The organism is Pseudomonas bharatica (genome assembly GCF_048586865.1).
GTDB lineage: Bacteria > Pseudomonadota > Gammaproteobacteria > Pseudomonadales > Pseudomonadaceae > Aquipseudomonas > Aquipseudomonas bharatica.
Genome location: NZ_JBMAWR010000033.1, coordinates 1 through 24,445, shown reverse-complemented (window position 1 = coordinate 24,445; position 24,445 = coordinate 1). Strand labels below are relative to the sequence as shown.

Genomic DNA, 24,445 nt, shown 5'->3' with positions numbered 1-24,445 from the left:
ATGCCGGATAATGCCCGGCCCCCAGCTTGCGAGGCTTCCCATGAGCGTTGTTTTCGATCCGGCCAGCCAGCAGGCCAGTACGGTCTGCCTGCCGCCGGGCAACTGGTCCACCGTGCTGGACTGTCTCTGCGAGCACTTCAAGGCGATCGGGCGCGAGGTCTGGCTCGATCGTTTCGTACGCGGCCGGGTGCTGGATGCCCAGGGCCAGCCGATCGCGGTCGATCATCCCTACCGGGTGGGGCTGCGTATCCATTACTTCCGCGAAGTGCCCAACGAAAAGCCCATTCCGGTGCTGGAGGAGATCCTGCATGTGGATGAGCATCTGGTGGTCGCCGACAAGCCGCATTTCCTGCCGGTAACTCCGACCGGCGAGTATGTCGAGCAGACCTTGCTGCGCCGCCTGATCCGCCGTCTCGACAACCCTCACCTGGTGCCGCTGCACCGTATCGACCGGCATACCGCCGGGCTGGTGCTGTTTTCCGCCAATCCGCAAAGCCGCTCGGCGTATCAGCAGCTGTTCCCGACCCGACGCATCGACAAACAGTACCAGGCCATTGCACCGGCCTTGCCCGGCTTGGATTTTCCATTGGTGCACAAGAGTCGCATGGCCAACGGCGAACCGTTTTTCCGCATGCAGGAAGTGCCGGGGGCGAGCAACAGCGAGACCCATGCCGAGGTATTGGAGAAGCAGGGTGGCCTGTGGCGCTACGGTCTGTCGCCGGTGACCGGCAAGACCCACCAGTTGCGCGTGCATATGGCGGCGTTGGGGGCGCCGATCTGCAACGATCCGTTCTATCCCGAGGTGGTTCAGGGCGAGGATGATTATGCAAAGCCGTTGAAACTGTTGGCGCGCAGCCTGAGGTTCGAGGATCCTTTGACGGGGCAGGAACGGTATTTCGAGAGTCGCTTGAAGCTTGATTGGTGAGGTGGCCTTGAGGGCCTCATCGCTGGCTTGCCAGCGATGAGGCCCGAAAGCCCAACAAAAAGGCCCGGAAGCTAAGCACTTCCGGGCCTTTCGCATTTCCAGCAACGATCAGCGGTTGAACCGCTCCACCAGCGAGTACTGCGTGGTCGCCGTATGGGTCAGTTCCTCACTGAGCTGCGCCGAGTGCTGAGCCTGCTCCGAGGTCTGGTCGGCCAGCGCCGCGATGGTACTGATGTTGCGGCTGATTTCCTCGGCCACCGAGGTCTGCTGCTCGGTCGCTGCGGCAATCTGGGTTGCCATGTCGGTGATGTTGGCCACCGCTTCGCTGATGCCCACCAGCGCTTCGTCGGCTTCCATCACCCGTTGCACGCCTTCTTCGGCCTGGCGATGCCCGGCTTCCATGGTCTGCACCGCATTCGAGGCGGTTTGCTGCAGCTTGGCGATCAGGCTATGGATCTGCCCGGTGGATTCGCTGGTGCGCTGGGCCAACTGACGGACCTCGTCGGCCACTACGGCGAAGCCACGGCCCATTTCTCCGGCCCGGGCCGCTTCGATGGCGGCGTTGAGGGCCAGCAGGTTGGTCTGGTCGGCAATGCCCTTGATCACATCGACTACGCCACCGATCTCGTCGCTGTCGCGAGCGAGCTGGGTGACGGTCTGCCCGGTTTCGCCGACGGCGGTGGACAGGCGCTGGATCGCGTCGCGGGTTTCCCCGGCGATGTTGCGCCCGCGATCGGTCAGGCGGTTGGCGGCCTGGGTCGCATCGGCGGCGCGTTGCACATGGTTGGCCACTTCCTGGGTGGTGGCGGCCATCTGGTTGACGGCAGCGGCGACCTGCTCGGTTTCCACGCGCTGGCGTTCCAGGCCCGAGGAACTGTTGTGGGCCAGTGCGTCGGACTGACGAGCCTGCTCATTGAGGTGCTCGGCGGTGTCCTGCAGGCGGGTCAGGCAGGTCTTCAGGCGTGCATCCTGGCTGAGCATGGCCATTTCCAGGCGCGCCTGGACGCCGCGGCTGTCGGTGTACATCTGCGCGATCAGCGGGTCGGAGGTGGTCTGTTCGGCCAGGCGCAGCAGGCGCTTGAGGCCGCGCTGCTGCCAGCCCAGGCCGAGCAGGCCCAGGGGTACGGAGAGCGCGGCGGCGAGGGCGAAGCCCCAGGAGTGGCCGAGCCATATGCCGATCAGGAAACCGATCTGGCTGATCATGATGAACGGCAGCCAGTCCTGCAGCACCGGCAGCCACTTGTCGCGCCGCGGGATGGCCGACTTGCCGTCGTTGATGCGCTTGTACAGGGCTTCGGCGCGGCGAACCTGCTCGGCGGTCGGCTTGACCCGCACCGACTCGTAGCCCACCACCTGGTTGTTCTCGAAGATCGGCGTGACGTAGGCGTTGACCCAGTAATGATCACCGGACTTGCAGCGGTTCTTGACGATACCCATCCATGGCAGGCCCTGCTTGAGGGTTGTCCACATGTGGGCGAACACCGCCGACGGCACATCCGGGTGGCGCACCAGGTTATGCGGTGCGCGCATCAGTTCCTCGCGGGAAAAACCGCTGATTTCGATGAACGCATCGTTGCAATAGGTAATGACACCCTTGGCATCGGTAGTCGAAATCAACCGCTGTTGGGCAGGGAAAGTCCGTTCTCTCTGGGTAATCGGTTGGTTGTTGCGCATAAGCTGTTCAATCCGCAAGGCTTTCGTGGGTTATCGGCGGCCCTACGAAATTATTGAATGAATATTTGACTTACGTTGATCTCGCTCAATGAAAACCAGGTGCGCCTGGGTTAAGCGAAGTCTTCACGTTCATGAAATTTGCGCGCATTCTTTCACATTTTCGCAACATAAGTCAGGTGGTGACCGATGGTTCATGATGGTCGGGTCGGAACACCACCTACGCAATTTTCTGATTTGCAGGGACCCTGTGGGAGCGGGTTCATCGGAACGCCGAACCGCCGCGATTGCTATGGCGACTTCACTACCGCAATCGCGGGTAAACCCGCTCCCACAGGGTATGCGTCGAAAGGACGCTAGAGATGTGATGACGAAAGAGCGTGAATTACCGCCCGATCATCTGCCGCAACACATAATGCAGAATCCCCCCGGCCTTGAAGTATTCCACCTCATTCAAGGTATCGATCCGGCACAGCACGGCGATTTCCTCGACGCTGCCGTCCTCCCGGGTGATCCGCAGGTTCAGGCTCATGTGCGGCTCGATCTTCACCCCATCCAGCCCGAGGATGTCGATCTTCTCCCGCCCGGTCAGCCCTAGTTGCTTGCGATCCTGCCCGGCGCTGAACTGCAGGGGCAGCACGCCCATGCCCACCAGGTTCGAGCGGTGGATGCGCTCGAAGCTTTCCGCCAGCACCGCCTTGATGCCCAGCAGATTGGTACCCTTGGCCGCCCAGTCGCGACTCGATCCGGTGCCGTATTCCTGCCCGGCGATCACCACCAGCGGCGTGCCTTCGTCGCGATAACGCATGGCCGCATCGTAGATCGCCAGTTTCTCGCCAGTGGGCACGTGCAGGGTGTTGCCGCCTTCCTCGCCACCGAGCATTTCGTTGCGGATGCGGATGTTGGCGAAGGTGCCGCGCATCATCACTTCGTGGTTGCCACGCCGCGAACCGTAGGAGTTGAAGTCCTTCGGTTCCACGCCCTTGTCGCGCAGGTAGCGCCCGGCCGGACTGTCGGCCTTGATGTTGCCGGCGGGGGAGATATGGTCGGTGGTCACCGAATCACCGAGCAGGGCGAGGATCCGCGCGCCGTGCACGTCCGCGATCTTCGGCGGCGGGCCGGAAATGCCGTCGAAGAACGGCGGATGCTGGATGTAGGTGGAGTCGTCCTGCCAGACATAGGTCGCCGCCTGCGGCACCTCGATGGCTTGCCACTGTTCATCCCCGGCGAATACCTCGGCGTATTCCTTGTGGAACATCCGCGTGTCCACCTGGGCCACCGCCGCGGCAATTTCCTGCTGGCTCGGCCAGATATCCCGCAGGTACACCGGCTGGCCATTGGCGTCGTGGCCCAACGGGTCGTTGCTCAGGTCAATGCGCACCGTGCCGGCCAGGGCGTAGGCCACCACCAGCGGCGGCGACGCCAGCCAGTTGGTCTTGACCAACGGGTGCACCCGTCCCTCGAAGTTGCGGTTGCCGGACAGCACCGAGGCCACCACCAGGTCGGCCCTGGTGATGGCGGCTTCGATCGGGTCGGCCAGCGGACCGGAGTTGCCGATGCAGGTAGTGCAGCCGTAGCCGACCAGGTCGAAACCCAATTGGTCGAGAAAGGGCGTCAGGCCCGCTGCCTGGTAATAGTCGGTAACCACCTTCGAGCCTGGGGCGAGGGAGCTTTTCACCCAGGGTTTGCGCTGCAGGCCTTTTTCCACGGCCTTCTTCGCCAGCAGGCCGGCGGCCATCATCACGCTGGGGTTGGAGGTGTTGGTGCAGGAGGTAATGGCGGCGATCACCACGGCGCCGTCCTTCAAGTTGTGTTCCTCGCCGTCCAGGCCGAGGCGGATCTCGCCGCTGCCCTCGGCATTGGCCTTGCGCACGTTGAGCCCGAGGAAGTCATCGAAGGCCTTGCCCACGCCGGGCAGGGCGACGCGGTCCTGCGGGCGTTTCGGCCCGGCCAGGCTGGCCTGGACCTCACCCATGTCCAGCGCCAGGCTATCGCTGAACAGCGGCTCCTGGCCCGGCTCGCGCCACAGGCCCTGGGCCTTGCAATAGGCTTCGACCAGTTCGACGGTTTCCGTCGGTCGGCCCGAGAGGCGCAGGTAATCGAGGGTGACGTCGTCCACCGGGAAGAAGCCGCAGGTGGCGCCGTATTCCGGGGCCATGTTGGCCAAGGTGGCGCGGTCGGCCAGGGGCAGGGTGGCCAGGCCATCGCCATAGAATTCGACGAACTTGCCGACCACGCCCTTCTTGCGCAGCATCTGCGTCACCGTCAGCACCAGGTCGGTGGCGGTGATGCCTTCGCGCAGCTTGCCGGTGAGCTTGAAGCCGATCACCTCGGGGATCAGCATCGATACCGGCTGGCCGAGCATGGCGGCCTCGGCCTCGATGCCGCCGACGCCCCAGCCGAGTACGCCGAGGCCGTTGATCATGGTGGTATGCGAGTCGGTACCGACCAGGGTGTCAGGGAAGGCGTAGGTGCGCCCGTCTTCCTCGCGGGTCCAGACGGTACGACCGAGGTATTCCAGGTTGACCTGGTGGCAGATACCGGTGCCCGGCGGCACCACGCGGAAGTTGTCGAAGGCATTCTGCCCCCAGCGCAGGAAGGCATAGCGTTCGCCGTTGCGCTGCATTTCGATATCGACGTTTTCGCCGAAGGCGGCGGGGCTGGCGTAGCGGTCGACCATCACCGAGTGGTCGATCACCAGGTCCACCGGCGACAGCGGGTTGATCCGCTGTGGATCGCCGCCGGCCCGGGCCATGGCGGCGCGCATGGCGGCCAGGTCGACCACCGCCGGCACGCCGGTGAAGTCCTGCATCAGGACCCGGGCCGGACGGTACTGGATCTCGCGGTCGGAGCTGCGCTCCTTGAGCCAGTCGGCCAGGGCCCTGAGGTCGGCGCCGGTGACGGTTTCGCCGTCTTCCCAGCGCAGCAGGTTTTCCAGCAGCACCTTGAGCGACATCGGCAGCCGGCCCAGGTCGCCGAGGGCCTTCGCCGCCTCGGGCAGGCTGTAGTAGTGGTATTCGCGGCCGCTTACGGCCAGGGTCTTGAGGGTTTTCAGGCTGTCGAGCGAGGACATTGACCAACTCCTTCTGTGCCGGTGAGCGGCTGCCTTCCTTGCTGTTGCCGCTGCACCGCCTCTTTCTGGGTCCGCACGGCACGGACCTGGCTAAGCGGTCAGGGTAGCCCTGTTTGGCGCGCCTGACCAAGTACTGGACCGGCGGGGCGTGTCGCCAGTTCCGAAAGTCCTTTATCATTCGCCGATTTTCCACCGGGGCGCAGCCGTCCCCGTCCGGAGTGAGTGATGAATACCCTGTTCCTGCATTGCCGGCCCGGTTTCGAGAGCGAGGTGTGTTCCGAAATCAGCGAGCACGCTGCGTTGCTCGGCGTTGCCGGTTATGCCAAGGCCAAGCCGCAGACCGCCTGCGCCGAGTTCATCTGCAACGACGCCGAAGGCGCTGCGCAGATCATGGGCGCGCTGCGTTTCAAGCAGTTGATCTTCCCGCGCCAATGGGCCCGGGGCAGCTTCGTCGAATTGCCGGAAAGCGATCGCATCAGCGTGCTGCTGGAGTACCTGGCCGACTATCCGGTGGCCGGCAGCCTGTGGCTGGAGGTCATGGACAGCAATGACGGCAAGGAGCTGTCCACCTTCTGCCGCAAGTTCGAGGTGCCGCTGCGCAAGGCCCTGGTCAAGGCCGGGCGCCTGGTGGAGAACGGCCCGGGTCCGCGCCTGCTGCTGACCTTCGTCAGTGGCCGGCGGGTCTTCCTGGGCCTGGCCGATGCGGATAACTCGGCCATGTGGCCCATGGGTATCCCGCGGCTGAAGTTCCCCCGCGAGGCGCCGAGCCGTTCGACCCTGAAGCTGGAAGAGGCGTGGCACCATTTCATCCCTCGCGAGCAGTGGGAGCAGCGCCTTGGCGATGACATGACCGGCGTTGACCTCGGCGCCGCTCCGGGCGGCTGGACCTACCAGTTGGTCAGGCGCGGCATGCTGGTGACCGCCATCGATAACGGCCCCATGGCTGAGAGCCTGATGGATACCGGCCTGGTGCAACACCTGATGGTCGATGGCTTTACCTGGAAGCCGAAGCAAATGGTCGACTGGATGGTGTGCGATATCGTCGAGAAGCCGGCACGTACCGCGTCGATGATCGAAGAATGGCTGGGCGACGGGCATTGCCGCGAGGCGGTGGTCAACCTCAAGCTGCCGATGAAGCAACGTTATGCCGAGGTGCGGCGCCTGCTGGAGCGCATCGAGGAGGGCTTCAAGGCACGCAAGGTCAAGGTCTCCATCGGTTGCAAGCAGCTTTATCACGACCGCGAGGAAGTGACCTGCCACCTGCGCCGCCTCGACATCAAGCCTCGCTGACTTTTCGCTTACGGAGTGCTCCACATGACCGATTTCACCCCTGACGCCGTGCTCGACGCCACCGGCCTGAACTGTCCCGAGCCGGTGATGATGCTGCATCAATACGTGCGCGACCTGGGCGCCGGCGGCCTGCTCAAGGTCATCGCCACCGACCCTTCCACCCGCCGCGACATTCCCAAGTTCTGCGTGTTCCTCGGGCACGAGCTGGTGCAGCAGGAAGAAGAGGGCGGCACCTACCTTTACTGGATTCGCAAGAAGCTCGACTGAGCCATAGCTGTTACACCCCTGTTTCCTCCGGTGACGCCCGCACCGGCAGTGTGCATGGAATGGGTGCAAGCCTTTTGGCTGCATCCTTTGCCGGGCGGTCTCTCTCCTGAATTCTCTGTATCCGGCATACAGGTTGCTAGCGAAACGCTATCACCCTGGGTGCCTGCAGAAACGTTTGCGCCCAAGGGTACCCCTATGCGCAGGAGTGAGTCATGAATCGTCTGTTATCACCGGGTGCGCGTCTGTTGGGGCGTTTCGGTTTCGCGCGCAAGTTCCAGCTGCTGTTTCTGCTGTTCATGTTGCCGCTGCTGTTCAGCCTGGGGCTGATCGGCATGGATTACCGCGCCCGGCTCGCGGTCATCGCCGGCGAGCAGTCCGGGGTGCGCCAGTTGCGGGTGCTCGACGAGCTGGAACGCGAGCTGTCGGCCCAGCGCTATCGGGTCGCGCGCTGGAAAGCCGTGGATATCCTGCGCGAGCCGACCGCCGAGGCGCGCCAGTTGATGGGCGAGATCGACGCTGCGCTGCCGCGTATCGATCAGTCGCTGAAGAACCTCAAGGTCGCTCTGGTCGACGAGAAGGCCGGCGCCGACGCCCTGGCCCGCTACGACACCCTGCAAGGCTCGGTATCCGGCCTGGACAGCCAGTCCCTGCGCGGGATCGGCTGGTGGCCGGACGGCTACGAGCGCTTCACCGCGAGCATCGGCCATCTGCAAGCCCTGCGCGAACAGATCGCCATGGACAGCGGGCTGATCCTCGATCCCTGGCTGGAAACCTACCTGTTGATGCAGCTCTCGACCCAGCAGGCACCCGAACTGATCGAGCGCATCGGACGCATGGCGAGCATCGGCCAGACCTCGGTGGTTTCCGGCCAGTTCAGCCTGCAAAGCCGCCTGCAGATGCGCGATTTGCGCAGCCGTATCGGCGATGCCCGCGAGCAGATGGCCAAGACCGCTGCTGCCCTGCAAACCCGGCTGCCGCCCGAGCTGCAGGGCTGGAGCACGCGCTACGAGGCGGGCATCAAGGCGCTCGATGCCGAACTGGCGGTGCTGGATGACGGCGTGTTCGGAGGCGCGATCAAACTCAAGCCGGCTGACTTCGAAGCCAGCATCGGCCGCTTGCTCGACGACATGTCCGGCCTGCGCGGGCAGTCATTGCAGTCGCTGCATGAGCGCCTGGACTACTACCACGCCAAGGCCAATCGCGAGTTCATTCCGGTGGGTGCGACCATCGGCCTGTTGCTGCTGCTGGCGTTGTACCTGTTCGCCTGCCTGCAGGCTTCTATCCGCCGTAGCGCCAGTGGTATCACCACCCTGGCCGAGTCCTTGCGCGACGGCAACCTGTGCGTCGAAGTCTCGGTGCAGGGGCGCGACGAGCTGGCGGCGATCAGCCAGGCGCTGAACGTTGCCGTGGTGCAATTGCGTGCCAGCCTGCTCGGGGTCAACCACGAAACCCGGCAACTGGGCTCGGCAGTGCAGACCCTGAACGTCCAGGCCAACGGCACCTTGCAGGATGTCGAGCGCCAGCAACAGCAGATCAGTCAGATCGCTGCGGCTGCCACGCAACTGGCGGCCACTTCCCAGGAAGTCGCCAGAAGCTGCGAGCATGCCTCCGACAGCGCCCGGCAGACCCGGCGCATCGCCGAAGACAGCAGCCGGGACAGCCAGCGCACCACCGAGAGCATCCAGCAGCTCAATCGCCGCCTGACCGATACCGCCGAGGCGCTGGGGCGGGTCAGCGAGCAGGGGCAGCAGATCCAGTCGGTGGTGGATGCCATTCGCGGCATTGCCGAGCAGACCAACCTGCTGGCGCTCAACGCTGCCATCGAGGCAGCGCGGGCCGGCGAGCAGGGGCGCGGGTTCGCAGTGGTGGCCGATGAGGTGCGCAGCCTGTCCCAGCGCACGCAGGCCTCCACGGCGCAGATCGCCGGCACGGTGGACAGTTTGCGCGCCACCGTGACCCAGGCGGTCAGCCTGATGGAATTGGCCTGTGGCCAGGCCGTGCAGGACGCGCAGTCGGTGACCGGGCTGGGCGAACGCCTGGGGCAGATCGCCGGGGCGGTGCAGGGCGTCACCGATACCCTGGCGCAGATCCTCACGGCGGTCGAGGAACAAACCGGCACCGCCGATGAAGTCAGTGGCAGCATCCAGCAGGTCGACCAGGCCGCCGGACGTTTGCTGGACGGAGCGCGGGCGGTGAACCAGGCCGCGGACACCCTCAGCCAGGGCAGCCGCGCGCTCAACGACAACACGGCGCGCTTCAACCTGGGATAAGCACGCTCCTTTGAGGGGCCGGTGCAGACAGCGCTTGGTCATTGTCCTGTGCAGCCCCTACACTGCAGCCCCTCACAGGAGTCCCGCCCATGCTGATCGTTGCCGACGAAAACATCCCCCTGCTCGATGCCTTCTTTGCCGGTTTCGGCGAGATCCGGCGTTATCCGGGGCGGGCCATCGACCGTGACTGCGTGCGCGACGCCGATGTGCTGCTGGTGCGTTCGGTAACCCGGGTCGACCGCGCCTTGCTGGAAGGCAGCCAGGTGCGCTTCGTCGGCACCTGCACCATTGGCACCGATCACCTGGACCTCGGCTATTTCGCCGAGGCCGGCATTCACTGGTCCAGTGCGCCGGGCTGCAACGCCCGCGGGGTGGTCGATTACGTGCTGGGCAGCCTGCTGACCCTGGCCGAGCTGGACGGCGCCGACCTGTCGCGGCGGACCTATGGCGTGGTCGGCGCCGGCCAGGTCGGTGGCCGCCTGGTCCAGGTGCTGCGCGGCCTGGGCTGGAAGGTGCTGGTTTGCGATCCGCCACGGCAGGCGGCCGAGGGCGGGGATTATGTGGCGCTAGAGCGGATCCTGGCCGAGTGCGATGTGATCAGCCTGCACACCCCTCTGACCCGCGCCGGCGAGCAGCCGACCTGGCATCTGTTCGACCGCCAGCGCCTGGCCCGGCTGCGCCCGGGCGCCTGGCTGATCAACGCCGCCCGTGGCCCGGTGATCGACAACAGCGCCCTGCGCGAGCTGCTGCTGGAGCGCGAAGACGTGCTGGCGGTACTGGATGTCTGGGAGGAGGAACCGTTGGTGGATGTGGAGCTGGCCGACCTCTGCGTGATCGCCACCCCGCATATCGCCGGCTACAGCCTCGATGGCAAGCAGCGTGGTACCGCGCAGATCTACCAGGCGTATTGCGCCTGGCGCGGCGAGCCGGAGCAGGTGCGGCTTGCCGACCTGCTGCCCGCTCCCTGGCTGGCCCGGGTCGAGCTGCAGGCCGATACCGACCCGGCCTGGGCCCTGGCGACGCTGTGCCGCGCGGTGTATGACCCGCGCCGGGACGACGCGGATTTTCGCCGCAGCCTGGGCAATGACCCGGTGGCGCAGAAGCTGGCGTTCGATCTGTTGCGCAAGGGCTATCCGGTGCGGCGCGAGATCGAGGGATTGAAGGTTCGGGCCGAAGGGCTGGAGGTTCGGAAGGTGGCGGCGGCGCTGGGGTGTGTGGTCGAGGGCTGATCGGTTTGCCGGCCCTCAGGGCCTCATCGCGGGTAAACCCGCTACCACAGGGGGGCGGGCAATAAAAAACCCGGCACCAGGGCCGGGTTTCGAATAGGCGAGGGTCTCAGCCCTTCTTCACCGGGTTGACCCGGCTGTTGTCCAGCTCGCGGCAGGCCTGCTGGATCATCTGTTCGGTGATCGGGATCTCGCGGCCTTGCGCGTCGATGACCGAGCCGAATGCCGGCACAGGCTGGGCCGGGCGTTGTTGCGTGTTGCTGCTTTGCTGCAAGCTCATTTCCTGTCTCCTCCTCAGGGTGGCTAAGCCCAGATTAATCACGCGTGATGACCAGGCTGTGACAACTCCTTTTCGCTGTCTCATCATGCGAACCGACAGTCCAACAGAAAGTTCCTTCGAGAACCAGCGGTACTTTAGACCGATACGGTCTAAGGTGCTTCCCGACTCGTTGTAATCAGCCACGGCAGCCGTCCATATGTTCAATCCGCTTTCTTCCCGCCAGCGCCGGGCCCTGCACCTGGCCTGGCGCTTCGTGCGTCCGTACCGCCGGCAGGCGCTGCTCGCCCTGCTGGCCCTGGTGGTCACCGCCGGCATTACCTTGTCGATGGGGCAGGGCATCCGCCTGTTGGTGGACCAGGGCTTCGTAACCCGCTCGCCCGACTTGCTGGGCCAGTCCATCGCCTTGTTCATGGCCCTGGTGCTGGCCCTGGCGGTGGGCACCTTCAGCCGTTTCTACCTGGTCTCCTGGATCGGCGAGCGGGTGGTGGCCGATATCCGTCGGCAGGTGTTCGATCATCTGCTTGACCTGCATCCCGGCTTTTTCGAGCACAACCGCAGCTCGGAGATCCAGTCGCGGCTGACTGCCGATACCACGTTGCTGCAATCGGTGATCGGTTCGTCGCTGTCGCTGTTCCTGCGCAATGTGCTGATGGTGCTGGGCGGCATCATCCTGTTGTTCGTCACCAATCCGAAGCTCACCAGTATCGTGGTCCTGGCCCTGCCGCTGGTGCTGGCGCCGATCCTGGTGTTCGGTCGGCGCGTACGCAGCCTGTCGCGGCAAAGCCAGGACCGCATTGCCGATGTCGGCAGCTACGTCGCCGAGACCCTCGGCCAGATCAAGACGGTACAGGCCTATAACCACCAGGCGCAGGACCGCCAGCGCTTCGGCGAAACCGTCGAGGCGGCCTTCGCCACGGCGCGCAAGCGCATTGTCCAGCGCGCCTGGCTGATTACCCTGGTGATCGTCCTGGTGCTCGGGGCGGTGGGCGTGATGCTGTGGGTCGGTGGCATGGACGTGATCGCCGGGCGCATCTCCGGTGGCGACCTGGCGGCCTTCGTTTTCTACAGCCTGATCGTCGGCAGTGCCTTCGGCACCGTCAGCGAAGTGATCGGCGAGCTGCAACGTGCTGCCGGTGCGGCCGAGAGGATCGCCGAACTGCTCGCGGCTCGCAGCGAGATCCTTGCGCCGGTTGACGGCGGGGTCAGGCTGCCAGAGCGGGTTCGCGGCGAACTGCAGTTGCAAGGCGTGCGCTTCGCCTATCCGACGCGCCCCGATCGTCCGGCCATCGACGGACTGGATCTGCGCATCGAGCCCGGACAGACCCTCGCCCTGGTCGGGCCGTCGGGGGCGGGCAAGTCAACCCTGTTCGACCTGCTGCTGCGCTTCCACGACCCGCAGGAGGGCCGCATTCTCCTCGACGGCCAGCCCCTGACCACGCTTGATCCCCAGGATCTGCGCCGCCATTTCGCCCTGGTGGCGCAGAACCCTGCGCTGTTCTTCGGCACGGTCGAGGACAACATCCGCTACGGCCGTGCCGATGCCAGCTTCGCCCAGGTCGAGGCCGCCGCCCGCAGTGCCCACGCCCATGAGTTCATCCTGCAATTGCCCGACGGCTACCAGACGCACCTGGGCGACGCCGGCCTCGGCCTCTCCGGCGGTCAGCGCCAGCGCCTGGCAATTGCCCGGGCCTTGCTGGTGGACGCGCCCATCCTGCTGCTCGACGAAGCCACCAGTGCCCTCGATGCGCAGAGCGAACACCTGATCCAGCAGGCACTGCCAAACCTGATGGCAGGACGTACCACACTGGTCATCGCTCACCGCCTGGCCACGGTGCAGCACGCCGACCGCATCGCGGTGATCGATGGTGGAAAGATGGTAGCGATTGGCAGCCATCGGCAATTGATCGCGGAAAACCCGCTCTATGCCCGGCTGGCAGCGTTGCAGTTCGGTTCGCAGTAGAAGGGGCTTACGCCAGATACAGGGGGAAATCCGCCACTCTGCCGTTATAGAGCGACGAATGATGGCGGAAACCCGCCAGATAAACCGCCCAATATGGGGTGCGACCATGCGCCTCGCCTATTGGCCGTTGGTCGCGGGTAAGTTGGCCCGCTTCGTGCTTTGTGAGGCGCCGGCGCGGGCCAAGTCCCCGCTTTACAAGACCATGGGCTGCCAGTGCAGCCACGGCATCAGACCGCACCCCGCTTCCAGATACCCCAGCCACCACCGAGTGAGCACAACGATAAAACCAGGGCGTGCACCCGGGCGCGGCGGTCCAGCCAACACCTTCACTTCAATTGGATGAATTATGAAAAAAGTCCTTTTGGCGCTCCTGTGCCTGAGCGTCATTGGTTGCTCCAAGCCCAGTGAACCGGAAAAGACCGTCGACGTGCTGCTGATCGGTGGCGGCATCATGAGTGCCAGCCTCGGCACCTACCTGCACGAGCTGCAACCTGACTGGTCGATCAATATCTACGAGCGCATGGACCAGGTTGCCGAAGAAAGCTCCAACGCCTGGAACAACGCCGGTACCGGCCACTCCGCCTTCTGCGAGCTGAACTACACCAGCGAAGCCGCCGACGGCAGCATGGATATCAGCAAGGCCGTGGGCATCAACGAGCAGTTCGAGATCTCCAAGCAGTTCTGGTCCTACCAGGTCGAGCAGAAGGTCCTGAACAACCCGGGCTCGTTCATCAACAACGTGCCGCACATGAGCTTCGTCTGGGGCGACAAGAACGTCGAGTTCCTGCGCAAGCGCCACGCCGCCCTGCAGCACAGCTCGCTGTTCCGCGGCATGGAGTACTCCGAGGACCATGCGCAGATCGCCAAGTGGGTGCCGATCGTCATGGAAGGCCGTGCTGCCGACCAGAAAGTCGCCGCAACCCGCATGAGCATCGGTACCGACGTCAACTTCGGCGAGATCACCCGCCAGCTGGTGGGCTCGCTGACCAAGAGCGACAAGGTCAGCCTGAACCTGCGTCACGAAGTCCGCGACATCAAGCGCAACGCCGACAACACCTGGACCGTCGTGGTCGCCGACCTCGGCAACAAGGGCGTGGAAACCAGCGTCAAGGCGAAGTTCGTGTTCATCGGTGCCGGTGGTGGCGCCCTGAAATTGCTGCAGAAATCCGGCATTCCGGAAGCTGACGGCTACGCCGGGTTCCCGGTGGGCGGCCAGTTCCTGATGACCGACAACCAGGACATCGTCTCCCGGCACAAGGCCAAGCTGTATGGCAAGGCGTCGGTTGGCGCGCCACCGATGTCGGTGCCGCACCTCGACACGCGTATCATCGATGGCAAGGAAGTGCTGCTGTTCGGCCCGTTCGCGACCTTCTCCACCAAGTTCCTGAAAAACGGTTCGCTGCTGGACATGTTCGCTGCGCTGAACACCCATAACATCATGCCGATGACCCACGCCGGCATCGACAACATCGACCTGAGCACCTACCTGATGGGTCAGTTGATGCTCAGCTTCGACGACCGCATGGCCGCGCTGCGCGAATACTTCCCGAATGCGAAGAACGAAGACTGGAAACTGCTGCAGGCCGGCCAGCGCGTGCAGATCATCAAGAAGGATGCGGTGCATGGCGGCATCCTGCAGTTCGGTACCGAGGTGGTGGCCTCCGAGGATGGCTCGATCGCCGCGCTGCTGGGTGCCTCGCCAGGTGCCTCGACCGCTGCGCCGATCATGCTGACCGTGCTGGAAAAAACCTTCAAGGACCGCATCAAGAGCCCCGAGTGGCAGGCCAAGCTGAAGGAAATCGTGCCGACCTATGGTCAGAAGCTGAACAACAACCTCGAGCTGACCAACAAGACCCGCGAGTGGACCAGCTCGCGCCTGGGCCTGACCTTCGTTCCGGTATTGCCGGAAGAGCAGCCGGTGGCTGTTCAATAAGACTGTTCAAGGGGCAAGGATGTTCTTTGCCCCTTCTGGCCTCATCGCTGGCAAGCCAGCTCCCACACCCTGTGGGAGCTGGCTTGCCAGCGATAGCGCCGGACCAGTCAACCCAATAGGGGACAAGCACGAAAAAGCCCGCACTAGGCGGGCTTTTTCGTGAGCGATTGGTCGGAGAGACAGGATTCGAACCTGCGGCCTTCTCGTCCCGAACGAGACGCGCTACCTGGCTGCGCTACACTCCGATGAAGAAAATTCTACTCAAAAATTTCGCTTCGACAAGCCCCCGTTTCGTATGGAACGGGGGCTTTTTTACGAAGGCGCTTACAGCTCTTTCACGGTGCGAATCTGGTCCTTGTTGACCCGGGTACGCTTGCCGTCCAGTTGCTCGATTTCGTAGAAGCCCGAATCGTCATCGTATTTCGGGGTATCGACGGCCTGGATCTCACGACCGTCGTTGAGGGTGATCACGGTAGGTGTCGAGCAACCGGCCAGGGCGCCAATGCCAAGAGCGAGCAGGAAGGCGGGAAGGGTCCGTTTGATCATGGGTAAATCTCCAGTTAAGTGGGGCCGTATAGTTCGTTAAGACGCAAACAGTTACAGCAAGTTCAGTACGAAGTTGCGGCCAGTGCCTGATCGCCGTATTGACCGGCAGCAATGCCATGCCGGGTTGCTCGCGCGGGGCAACCCTACCCTGTGATATAACACCGGCCATTCCCTGGATCTACGGACTTATGCCATGAAAGCCAAGGCCGACGCGCCCTTCGTGCCGCTCAACATCGCCGTGCTGACCGTCAGCGACACCCGCACCTTCGAAACCGATACCTCCGGCCAGGTCTTCGTCGACCGCCTCACCGAGGCCGGGCACCACCTTGCCGAACGGGTGCTGCTCAAGGACGACCTGTACAAGATCCGCGCCCGGGTCGCTGCCTGGATTGCCGACGACAGCGTGCAGGTGGTGCTGATCACCGGCGGCACCGGCTTCACCGGGCGCGACAGTACCCCGGAAGCCGTGAGCTGCCTGCTGGACAAGCAGGTCGACGGTTTCGGCGAGCTGTTCCGGCAGATTTCCGTGGCCGATATCGGCACCTCCACCATTCAGTCCCGCGCCTTGGCCGGCCTGGCCAACGGCACCCTGGTCTGCTGCCTGCCGGGCTCGACCAATGCGGTGCGCACCGGCTGGGACGGTATCCTCGCCGAGCAACTGGACAATCGCCACCGGCCGTGCAATTTCGTACCGCACCTGAAGCAGGCCGCGCCCTGCGAAAGCCGTGGCTGAGGCGCCGGCGGCACGGCCGCTGATGCCGGTGGAAGCGGCTCTCCAGCGCTTGCTGGAACTGGCTGCGGCGGCGCCGATCCGTGATGTCGAAGAGGTTACCCTGGCCGATGCCGAAGGTCGGGTGCTGGCAGCGGACCTGCACGCGTCCATCGACCTGCCGCCATGGCCGAACAGCGCCATGGACGGATACGCCCTGCGTATCGCCGACTGGACCGGCGAGCCGCTGCCGGTCAGCCAGCGGATCTTCGCCGGGCATGCACCACAGCCGTTGCAGCCCGGCACCTGCGCGCGGATCTTCACCGGCGCGCCGGTGCCGGAAGGTGCCGACTGCGTTGAAATGCAGGAGAACGCCGAGGTCCTGGCTGACCAGCGCGTACGTTTCACCGAGGGCTTGAGCCTCGGTCAGAATATCCGCCCGCAAGGCCAGGAAACCCGTGCCGGGGAGCTGGTACTGGCGGCAGGCACGCGCCTGGGGCCGATCGAACTGGGGCTGGCGGCGACCCTCGGTCATGCCTCGCTCAGCGTGGTGCGCCGGGTCAGGGTGGCGGTGCTGTCCACCGGTGACGAACTGGTCGAGCCGGGGCTGCCGCTGGGCCCAGGGCAGATCTACAACAGCAACCGTCGCCTGCTGTGCAGCTGGCTGCAACGCCTGGGCTGCGAGGTGGTGGATGCCGGGATCCTGCCCGATAACCTCGAGCAGACCCGCCTGCGTCTCGGCGAGCTGGGGGCTGTGGACCTGATTCTTTCCACCGGCGGTGTATCGGTGGGCGAGGCGGATTATCTCGGCATTGCCCTGCGCGAGGCCGGCGAACTGGCGTTGTGGAAACTGGCGATCAAGCCGGGCAAGCCGCTGACCGTGGGTCAGTACAACGGCGTGCCGGTGATCGGCCTGCCCGGAAACCCCGCCTCGACCCTGGTCACCTTCGGCCTGCTGACCCGTCCCTATCTGCTGCGCCGGCAAGGCGTGCAGGATGTCCAACCGTTGCAGTTCGCCGTGCCGGCCGGGTTCGACTGGCCGAAGGCGGGCAATCGCCGCGAGTACCTGCGCGCCCGGCTGGAGCAGGGCCAGGCAAGGATCTACCGTAACCAGAGTTCCGGGGTGCTACGCAGCGCGGCCTGGGCCGAGGGACTGGTGGAGGTGCTGGAGGGCAGCACTCCACGGCAGGGCGATATCGTCCAGTTCATTCCCTTGAGTGAATTGCTCGGTTGAAGGGTCTCTAGCGGTCCTAGGCAGGCCCAGCACTTGCGCTTGGCAGGGCATCGGGAAGATCGCCGGCCCCGACCGGCCGACTCAGCAGGCGCTGATGCACGCCCTCCAGTTGCATCACCGCCACGCTCCAGTCATGCCGCTCGCGCACGAAGGCTCGCCCGGCCTGCGAGAGCTGGCGCATTCGCTGTGGCTGGTTCAACAGCCGGGTCAGGGTCAGCGCCAGGTCGCCCGCGTCTTCGGCGCCGAGGTAATGCTCGCCGCATTTGACCTCGAGCCCCGAAACGCCCGACGGCGTCGTCACCACCGGCAATCCCGCCGCCATGGCCTCCAGCAGCTTCACCTTGCATCCGCCACCCTGGCGCAATGGCGCGAAGAACACCGCCGAGAGGCGCTGCAGTTCGCGTAGATCGGGCAGGTACCCGACCCATTCGATGCGTGGATCATTCCAGTGCAGCCGCCACTGCTCCGGCAGCGCATGGCCGACTATCGCCAGGCGCACCGCCGGATTGCCTTGCCAGACCTGCGGCATGATTTCTTCCAGTGCCCATTCGATGGCCTGGCGACTGGCACAGTGTTCGAAATTGCCGACGAACAACAGGCGCTGGCTATGCGGCGCGAAATCGATGTGCTGGTAATGCGCGCAATCCACGCCATTGACCACGACCTCCACCGGCTTGCCGCCCAGGCGGCTGAGTGCGTCGGCGTCGCACGGGCTTACTGCGATCACCTTGCTGGCCTGTGCCAGCACTCGTGTTTCCCAGCGCCGATAGCGCCAGCCGTCGAAGCTGTTGAAGGGGCGCAGCCACAGGGGCAAAAGGTCCTGGCAGGCGGCGCCCCTGCGCCATTCCACCTGATGCTCGCTGACCACGAACGGCAGCCCGCTGGACTGCAGCGCCCGTTCGAATGGCTGGAAGCTATAGCTGTGTTCGATCTGGATCACGTCCCAGTGCTCCTGCAGCAGTTGCTCGAACCGATGACGCAGGTGCGGGGCCAGGCCGTTGATGCAGGCGCGCATCGGATAGCCGGCGGACACGGCTGCCAGCACGTTCAGCGGGCTTCGCAGGGGGCGCCGCGGCAGCACGATCAGGCGCTCGAGCAAGGGCTCCAGCGCCTCTCGCGTTCTGTCGCACAGCGGGACCCGGGATTGCGTCAGCAGGGTGATGCGATGACCCCGCAGCGCCATGCCGCGCAGCAGATGAAATTGCCGGGACTTGCTGCCGCTGGTGATTGGCCAAGGCAGGTAGGGCAGTGTCCAGAGTACGCGCATGGCACTTCCTCGCGACCTATGCTGGTGAATGTCAATAAAATGGCTTCTTTTCGCGGCTTGATTTTTTTGCCAATTATTTGTCGAAGCATGGTCGCGGTCGCAGGATTTTTCCATGCCGCTCGTAAGACAGCTCAACTTTTCCTGTGGCGCGATGGTCCAGATAGCAGATGAGAATCCGCCGGGGAGGGCGATCCATGAGCGAGCGCAAGGCACTGCTGGTCCTGCATGGCAAGCAGGCAATGAACGAAGACGTACGTGCGGCGGTTGCGGGCATGCGCGAGCGTGGCTGGCAGTTGGACGTGCGACTGACCTGGGAAGGTGGTGATGCCGGACGGCTGGTGAACGAAGCGCTGGAGGCCGGCTACCCGCAACTGATCGCCGGCGGTGGTGATGGCACCCTGCGCGATGTCAGCCACGCCATGGTCAAGGCCGGCGCCTCGGCCTGCCTGGCCTTGCTGCCGTTGGGCACTGCCAATGACTTTGCCCATGCCGCCGGTATTCCGCTGGAGCCTGCGGCGGCGCTGGAGCTTCTGGAGATCGAGGCGCGCCCGGTTGACCTGGGCGAAGTCGATGGCGAGGTGTTCCTCAATATGGGCACTGGCGGCTTCGGGAGCCAGGTCACCGCGCAGACCTCGGAAGATTTGAAAAAGGTACTCGGCGCGGCAGCCTATCTGTTTACCGGGCTGTCCCGCTTCACCGAACTGGGAGCGGCGTCGGTCAGCCTGCAAGGGCCGGATTTCCATTGGCAGGGCGACCTGCTGGCACTGGGCATCGGCAATGGTCGCCAGGCCGGTGGCGGGCATGTGCTGTGTCCGGAGGCGGTGGTGGACGATGGGTTGCTCGATATCAGCATCCTGCCGGCGCCCCAGGAAGTGGTCGGCACCCTGCGCGACCTGCTCGCCGGCGGACTGGGGCTGGACAGCATGTTCGTCCGTGCGCGCCTGCCGTGGGTGGAGGTCAAGGGCTCGCAGGGGCTGGATATCAACCTCGACGGTGAGCCCTTGCAAGGCGATAGCCTGCGCTTTCGCGTCTTGCCCAAGGCGCTGCGCCTGCATTTGCCGGCGAACTCGCCTTTGCTCAGTCGTCGAGGCTGATGATCTGCTCGCGCACGGCAAACAGCACCAGGCCCGCCACGTCGTAGATATGCAGGCGTTTCATGATCTGCGAGCGGTGGGTTTCGACGGTTTTCACGCTCAGGCCCAGGCCATTGGCGATTTCCCGGGTGGACTTGCCGCGCACGATCAGGCGCAGGATCTCCAGCTGGCGGGCGGTGAGATTGTGGTTGTCCATGGGCTCGGGTTTCTGCCCGCGCAGCAGGGCCTGGTTGATCACGGTATGGGCGATGGCCGGGCTCAGGTAGCGCTCGTCATTGCGCAGCGCCGCCAGGGCCTGCTCCAGCTCGGTGGCCGTGGTGTCCTTGAGCAGGTAGCCGTGGGCACCGCTTTCCAGGGCCTGCATGATCAGGTGCGGATCGGTGTGCATGGACAGGATCAGCACCTTGCAATGCATGCCTTCGGCATGCAATTGGCTCAAGGCGTCCAGTCCGCCCATGGCCCGCATCGACAGGTCGAGCAGGACGATGTCCGGCGCGAGCTCGCGCACCAGTTCCACCAGCTGGCTGCCGTCGCAGGCCTCGCCCACCACGGTATAGCCGGGGATGTCGGAGACCAGGGCGCGCACGCCGGCGCGGATCAGGGAGTGGTCGTCAACCAACAGCAATTTACAGGTCATGAAGTCTTACTTGAGTTGGCGCGCTCGCGCGTGCGGGGAGGCCAGGGGAACAGCGCGTCTATGCGCGTGCCCTTGCCAGGATCGCTATGTACCGTGAGGCTGCCGTTGAGCAGTTGCGCACGTTCGGCCATGCCGGCCATGCCGCACTGGCCCTCGCTCCCGGGGTCGGACGAGGGCCGGAAACCCTGGCCATCATCACTGATCGACAGCGACAGCCCTTCGGGCTGGCGCTGGAACCGTACGATCAGGTTATCCGCCCGGGCGTGGCGCAACACGTTGGTCACCGCTTCCTGGGTGATACGGAAGGCGGCCATGGCCATGTCCTCCGGAATGCCATCCAGGCGGCTCCTGCATTCCAGGCTCCAGCGCAGGTCGGTATTTTCCAGGGTGCGCGTCAAGTGCGCGCGCAGGCTGGCTTCCAGCCCCAGACTGTTGAGCTGGCGTGGCGCAAGGCTGGTGGCAAGGTTGCGCACATTTGCCAGGGTGTCGTCCAGGGTGCTGCGCAGCGTGCTGCAGTGCTGCTCGAGCGGTTGTGGAATGCGCCGTTGCAGCCACTCGGCCTGGAGCTTGGCCGCGGTGAGCGATTGGCCGATGTCGTCGTGCAGTTCGCGGCTCAGGCGCTGGCGCTCGCCTTCCTGGACCTTGAGCAGACGGTCGGCCAGTTCCTGGGGAGACATCATCAGGCTGTGCTTGCGCCAATGGCCTGCCCACAGGACCGCCACAAGGCAAAGGGCCTGCAGCAGGACCACGAACACCGGCAGGGGTGCGGCGTTCAGGTGGCAGGCCAGTCCGGCCGCCAGCGAGGCCAGGCTCGCCAGCACTGCGGCCCGGTGCAGCAGGACCGCGCCGCGCGGACAGCGGGTGAACGTCTTGAGGCTTGAGTACACGGGAAATGAAGCCATTGAAAGATCACTTTTCAAAGCCAGTCCGGGGTGATTGAAAGGCTTTTAAGCAAGACCTTCAACAACTTTTATCATCATGTTGCAACAAGGCGGCCTGGCACTTTTCCAGTGCGTTGAAAGCGCCATGTTCCAGCATGGCCAACAGTCGGCTACCGGCTCGGGCGGCGCATGTTAACACCTTGGACGCAATTGGTCGTCGGGTCTGTTAATGGGCCGATGAGTCAGGTTTTACGGGCTGGTACGGTCGTTCCGTCGAGGTCGCGATTCTAGCACTTTGCCACTACTGTTGGCGAACCCAAACTTCCCTGAAAGCGTGCATCTGCTGTTTCCGTAGTGATGGAATTTAATGGAAAGAGGCGGCTTAGTTGCTGCTTAGTGCAATGCCGAATCACAGCGATATGCATGTCGGATATGTTTTCGACACGGCTTAGTTGAACTTTGATTGTACGCGCTGATTGTACCGGGGCCGTGCCAGAGGGGTTGGCACGGTACGGGGGCTGTTCAGGCGGTCTGCACGGGTGTGCGCAGGATGTTTTCCAGGCTGTCCAGCAGTTCCCGTTGTTCCTCGGCATCCAGGTTAAGCGTGCCGCTGTACGGGTCGATCAGTTCGACTTGCCAGGCCAGCAGGCACAGGCAGGCTTCAAGGATGCCCAATGCTGGCCCATGCAGGCGGTTGCGATATTCGACGGGTTCGAGCAATGCAACCAGCGCCGCGCAAAAGTCGGCAATCTCCAATAGCCCGACGCTGCGCGCCCTGTCCCTAAGGGAAGCCAGGGTATGGATCAGGCAATGGCTGGCATCGGCATCCTCGCCGATCTGGTGAAAATGCTGCAGGCATTCCTGGCCACGGCTTAGCAGCAGATGGGCCTCACCCAGGAAATCCTGGACGGCGCTCATATCCGGCGTGTCGTTCAGCATCGGTCCGCTCCCCCCGAATACGAACGCAAGGCCCCAAGGCAGACGGACGAACGGTCAGGAACGGAGGCTGGCCACAGCAGTTTGTTAGCGAACACAGGCCTGACTCCATTCATGCATTGAGAATGGCGTCACATTAATGGCTAACGGATATCACGAATATCAGGTCCAACCCGATTGTTGATAAGGGTTTCCCTGATGAGGTTTTCCGGGGTTGACCCGGTTGCGGGACAGCGCATGAAAGGCTGTGGGCAAAGTAAAGCATGATGCTAAAGTGACATCAATGCCCCCGAGTGCTTTTTCTGCAAGGGGTCAAGCCAAGCCGCATACGGCCGATATAAAGCCGATGCTTTTTACTTTTGCGACAAGCCTGGGGGATTCAATGGCTGGCATTCTCGACACGGTAGACCAACGCACACAGCTGGTAGGCGAGAACCGCCTGGAAATCCTGATGTTCCGCCTCGCGGGCCGGCAATTGTTCGCGATCAACGTCTTCAAGGTGCAGGAAGTCCTGCAACTGCCGAAGCTTACCCTGATGCCACAGCGCCATAGCTACGTGTGCGGTGTGGTCAACCTGCGCGGCCAGACCCTGCCGGTGATCGACCTGTCCCAGGCGATCGGCATGCGCCCGCTCGAGCCGGGGCCGAACAGTACCATCATCGTCACCGAGTACAACCGCTCCGTGCAGGCGTTCCTGGTCGGTGGCGTCGATCGCATCGTCAACATGAACTGGGAAGCCATCATGCCGCCGCCGACCAGCGCCGGTCGCCAGCATTACCTGACCGCCATCAGCAAGGTCGATGAGCAACTGGTCGAGATCATCGATGTAGAGAAGGTCCTGGCGGAAATCGTTCCGTACAACGCCAAGGTGTCCCGGGACAAGCTGGAGGATCCACTGCTGCAGCGCGCCAGGGGACGGGAAATCCTCCTGGTGGACGACTCCACCGTGGCCCTGGCGCAACTACGGGAAACCCTGTCGCAGCTAGGGGCCAGGCTGCATGTGGCCAGCGATGGCCTGAAGGCGTTGAAGATGCTCAAGGGCTGGGCGGATGCCGGTGAAGACGTCTGCGAGAAGTTGCTGATGATCTTCACCGACGCGGAGATGCCGGAAATGGACGGCTACCGCCTGACCACCGAGATCCGCAGCGATGCGCGCCTGCGCGGGTTGTACGTGGTGCTGCACACTTCGCTGTCGGGCAGTTTCAACGAATCGATGGTGAAGAAAGTGGGTTGCGACAATTTCCTCTCCAAATTCCAGCCTGATCGCCTGGTGGAAGTGGTGCGCCAGCGCCTGCAACTGGACGAAGCCACCGCGTGATGTCGCACCCGGTGTAAGCTGCTCTTTTTTTCCAGGGGAGCATGGCCGATGCATCTGAGTGCGCTTTATCGTTATCCGCTCAAGTCGGGGCGGCCCGAAGCCTTGCAGCGCTCGCCCTCGGGCCTGCTTGGCCTGGCAGGCGATCGTCGCTGGATGCTGGTGGACGCCGGCAACAACCGCTTCCTGACCCAGCGGGCCTTCCCGCAGATGAGCCAGCTGTCGGCGTTGTATGCCGCCGACGGCGGCCTGCTGCTGGATGCGCCCGGTTTTGCCTCCCTGCATGTTGCCGTGCCCCCGCCGGATGAAGCCTTGCGCGGCGTGACCATCTGGCGTGACACCCTGATGGTGCCGGATGCCGGGGAGGCGGCCGCCGAGTGGCTGAGCGAGTTCATGGGGCGTGCGGTGCGCCTGGTGCACGTGCCGGAGCAGCGCACCCGTTATCTGCCCTCGGGCTATGGCGAGAACAGTGACCGGGTGGCGTTCGCCGATGGTTTTCCGCTGCTGCTGATTGGCCAGGCGTCGCTCGACGATCTCAACCGCAAGATCGGGCGGCCCATGGAAATGCTGCGGTTCCGGCCGAACCTGGTGATCGCAGGCGCCGAGCCTTTCGCCGAGGACGGCTGGAAACGGATTCGTATCGGCCAGCAGACATTCCGCGTGGTCAAGCCCTGCGGGCGCTGCATTCTGACCACCATCGACCCCGCCACCGGCGAGCGCAGCGCCGACCGCGAGCCTTTCGCAACCTTGATGAACTATCGGCAGAAGGAAGGGGAGGCCATGTTCGGGCAGAACCTGGTGGCCGACGGGGAGAGTGTGCTGGAGGTGGGGATGGAAGTAGAGGTTCTGGAGTAAACAGAACTTCGGAGCACCGCGTGCCCTGTGGGAGCGGGGGGGGCCCCCCGGGGGGGGGGGGGTTTAACAAAAAAAT

20 protein-coding genes and 1 tRNA gene are annotated in these 24,445 nt (G+C 64.2%); 12 read left to right on the top strand and 9 right to left on the bottom strand.

What is annotated here, in order from left to right; all coding sequences use genetic code 11:
- Positions 1 to 40 precede the first annotated feature (40 nt).
- Complete coding sequence (locus ACKLLE_RS25360) at positions 41 to 925, top strand: pseudouridine synthase (RefSeq protein WP_420059390.1); 885 nt, start codon at positions 41 to 43, stop codon at positions 923 to 925.
- A 108-nt stretch (positions 926 to 1,033) separates the two neighbouring features.
- On the opposite strand, the gene ACKLLE_RS25355 is transcribed toward ACKLLE_RS25360, so the two are convergent.
- Together ACKLLE_RS25355 and acnA are read right to left on the bottom strand one after the other, a co-directional pair.
- Entirely contained in the window at positions 1,034 to 2,599 is a 1,566-nt protein-coding gene (locus ACKLLE_RS25355; RefSeq protein WP_064303208.1) for a methyl-accepting chemotaxis protein, read from the bottom strand.
- A 382-nt stretch (positions 2,600 to 2,981) separates the two neighbouring features.
- Positions 2,982 to 5,669 carry an aconitate hydratase AcnA gene (gene acnA / locus ACKLLE_RS25350; RefSeq protein ID WP_420059389.1) on the bottom strand — a complete coding sequence of 896 codons (2,688 nt, stop codon included), beginning with the start codon at positions 5,667 to 5,669 and terminating at the stop codon, positions 2,982 to 2,984.
- 225 nt (positions 5,670 to 5,894) lie between these two features.
- On the opposite strand from acnA, the gene rlmM reads away from it, so the two are divergent.
- The 4 genes from rlmM to pdxB all read left to right on the top strand — a co-directional run bounded on the left by rlmM (position 5,895) and on the right by pdxB (position 10,725).
- Positions 5,895 to 6,959 carry a 23S rRNA (cytidine(2498)-2'-O)-methyltransferase RlmM gene (rlmM, locus tag ACKLLE_RS25345; RefSeq protein WP_064303206.1) on the top strand — a complete coding sequence of 355 codons (1,065 nt, stop codon included), beginning with the start codon at positions 5,895 to 5,897 and terminating at the stop codon, positions 6,957 to 6,959.
- Positions 6,960 to 6,983: 24 nt separating this feature from the next.
- On the top strand, positions 6,984 to 7,226 hold the full coding sequence (gene tusA, locus ACKLLE_RS25340; protein WP_009404574.1) for a sulfurtransferase TusA: 243 nt from the start codon (positions 6,984 to 6,986) through the stop codon (positions 7,224 to 7,226).
- A 212-nt stretch (positions 7,227 to 7,438) separates the two neighbouring features.
- Positions 7,439 to 9,496: a methyl-accepting chemotaxis protein gene (locus ACKLLE_RS25335; protein WP_420059388.1), complete on the top strand. Its 2,058-nt coding sequence runs from the start codon at positions 7,439 to 7,441 to the stop codon at positions 9,494 to 9,496.
- Positions 9,497 to 9,585: 89 nt separating this feature from the next.
- Positions 9,586 to 10,725, top strand: a complete 1,140-nt coding sequence (gene pdxB, locus ACKLLE_RS25330; protein WP_420059387.1) for a 4-phosphoerythronate dehydrogenase PdxB — start codon at positions 9,586 to 9,588, stop codon at positions 10,723 to 10,725.
- 106 nt (positions 10,726 to 10,831) lie between these two features.
- Here pdxB and ACKLLE_RS25325 read toward each other — a convergent pair whose 3' ends face one another.
- The gene (locus ACKLLE_RS25325; RefSeq protein WP_009404578.1) at positions 10,832 to 11,002 is read right to left on the bottom strand and encodes a PA1571 family protein; all 171 of its coding nucleotides are present in this window, start codon (positions 11,000 to 11,002) and stop codon (positions 10,832 to 10,834) included.
- A gap of 196 nt (positions 11,003 to 11,198) precedes the next feature.
- Here ACKLLE_RS25325 and ACKLLE_RS25320 point away from each other — a divergent pair, with 196 nt between their 5' ends.
- Both ACKLLE_RS25320 and ACKLLE_RS25315 read left to right on the top strand, forming a co-directional pair.
- Complete coding sequence (locus ACKLLE_RS25320; RefSeq protein ID WP_420059386.1) at positions 11,199 to 12,962, top strand: ABC transporter transmembrane domain-containing protein; 1,764 nt, start codon at positions 11,199 to 11,201, stop codon at positions 12,960 to 12,962.
- 346 nt (positions 12,963 to 13,308) lie between these two features.
- Positions 13,309 to 14,895, top strand: coding sequence for a malate:quinone oxidoreductase (locus ACKLLE_RS25315; protein WP_420059385.1), 1,587 nt, complete (start codon positions 13,309 to 13,311; stop codon positions 14,893 to 14,895).
- 168 nt (positions 14,896 to 15,063) lie between these two features.
- Here ACKLLE_RS25315 and ACKLLE_RS25310 read toward each other — a convergent pair.
- Positions 15,064 to 15,140, bottom strand: a tRNA-Pro gene (locus ACKLLE_RS25310).
- Positions 15,141 to 15,219: 79 nt separating this feature from the next.
- Entirely contained in the window at positions 15,220 to 15,441 is a 222-nt protein-coding gene (locus tag ACKLLE_RS25305) for a YgdI/YgdR family lipoprotein (RefSeq protein ID WP_064303201.1), read from the bottom strand.
- Between the two features lie 193 nt (positions 15,442 to 15,634).
- Between ACKLLE_RS25305 and moaB the strand changes: the two genes are divergently transcribed.
- Both moaB and ACKLLE_RS25295 read left to right on the top strand, forming a co-directional pair.
- Positions 15,635 to 16,174, top strand: coding sequence for a molybdenum cofactor biosynthesis protein B (moaB, locus tag ACKLLE_RS25300; RefSeq protein ID WP_009404586.1), 540 nt, complete (start codon positions 15,635 to 15,637; stop codon positions 16,172 to 16,174).
- A gap of 22 nt (positions 16,175 to 16,196) precedes the next feature.
- Entirely contained in the window at positions 16,197 to 17,384 is a 1,188-nt protein-coding gene (locus ACKLLE_RS25295) for a molybdopterin molybdotransferase MoeA (protein WP_420059398.1), read from the top strand.
- A gap of 16 nt (positions 17,385 to 17,400) precedes the next feature.
- On the opposite strand, the gene ACKLLE_RS25290 is transcribed toward ACKLLE_RS25295, so the two are convergent.
- On the bottom strand, positions 17,401 to 18,651 hold the full coding sequence (locus ACKLLE_RS25290) for a glycosyltransferase family 4 protein (RefSeq protein WP_420059384.1): 1,251 nt from the start codon (positions 18,649 to 18,651) through the stop codon (positions 17,401 to 17,403).
- 194 nt (positions 18,652 to 18,845) lie between these two features.
- Here ACKLLE_RS25290 and yegS point away from each other — a divergent pair, with 194 nt between their 5' ends.
- On the top strand, positions 18,846 to 19,745 hold the full coding sequence (yegS, locus tag ACKLLE_RS25285; protein ID WP_420059383.1) for a lipid kinase YegS: 900 nt from the start codon (positions 18,846 to 18,848) through the stop codon (positions 19,743 to 19,745).
- Here the strand turns inward: yegS and ACKLLE_RS25280 are convergent.
- The 3 genes from ACKLLE_RS25280 to ACKLLE_RS25270 all read right to left on the bottom strand — a co-directional run bounded on the left by ACKLLE_RS25280 (position 19,729) and on the right by ACKLLE_RS25270 (position 22,202).
- Positions 19,729 to 20,382 (bottom strand): response regulator, encoded by a 654-nt coding sequence (locus tag ACKLLE_RS25280; RefSeq protein ID WP_009404594.1) that lies wholly within the window; start codon positions 20,380 to 20,382, stop codon positions 19,729 to 19,731. The two genes, yegS and ACKLLE_RS25280, sit on opposite strands and share 17 nt — an antisense overlap.
- Complete coding sequence (locus ACKLLE_RS25275; RefSeq protein ID WP_064303198.1) at positions 20,379 to 21,269, bottom strand: sensor histidine kinase; 891 nt, start codon at positions 21,267 to 21,269, stop codon at positions 20,379 to 20,381. The genes ACKLLE_RS25280 and ACKLLE_RS25275 overlap by 4 nt, the downstream gene beginning before the upstream one ends.
- 516 nt (positions 21,270 to 21,785) lie before the next feature.
- Positions 21,786 to 22,202, bottom strand: a complete 417-nt coding sequence (locus ACKLLE_RS25270) for a hypothetical protein (RefSeq protein ID WP_064303197.1) — start codon at positions 22,200 to 22,202, stop codon at positions 21,786 to 21,788.
- Positions 22,203 to 22,581: 379 nt separating this feature from the next.
- Here ACKLLE_RS25270 and ACKLLE_RS25265 point away from each other — a divergent pair, with 379 nt between their 5' ends.
- Together ACKLLE_RS25265 and ACKLLE_RS25260 are read left to right on the top strand one after the other, a co-directional pair.
- Positions 22,582 to 23,517, top strand: coding sequence for a chemotaxis protein CheV (locus ACKLLE_RS25265; protein ID WP_420059382.1), 936 nt, complete (start codon positions 22,582 to 22,584; stop codon positions 23,515 to 23,517).
- Between the two features lie 48 nt (positions 23,518 to 23,565).
- Entirely contained in the window at positions 23,566 to 24,369 is an 804-nt protein-coding gene (locus ACKLLE_RS25260; protein WP_420059381.1) for an MOSC domain-containing protein, read from the top strand.
- Positions 24,370 to 24,445 lie beyond the last annotated feature (76 nt).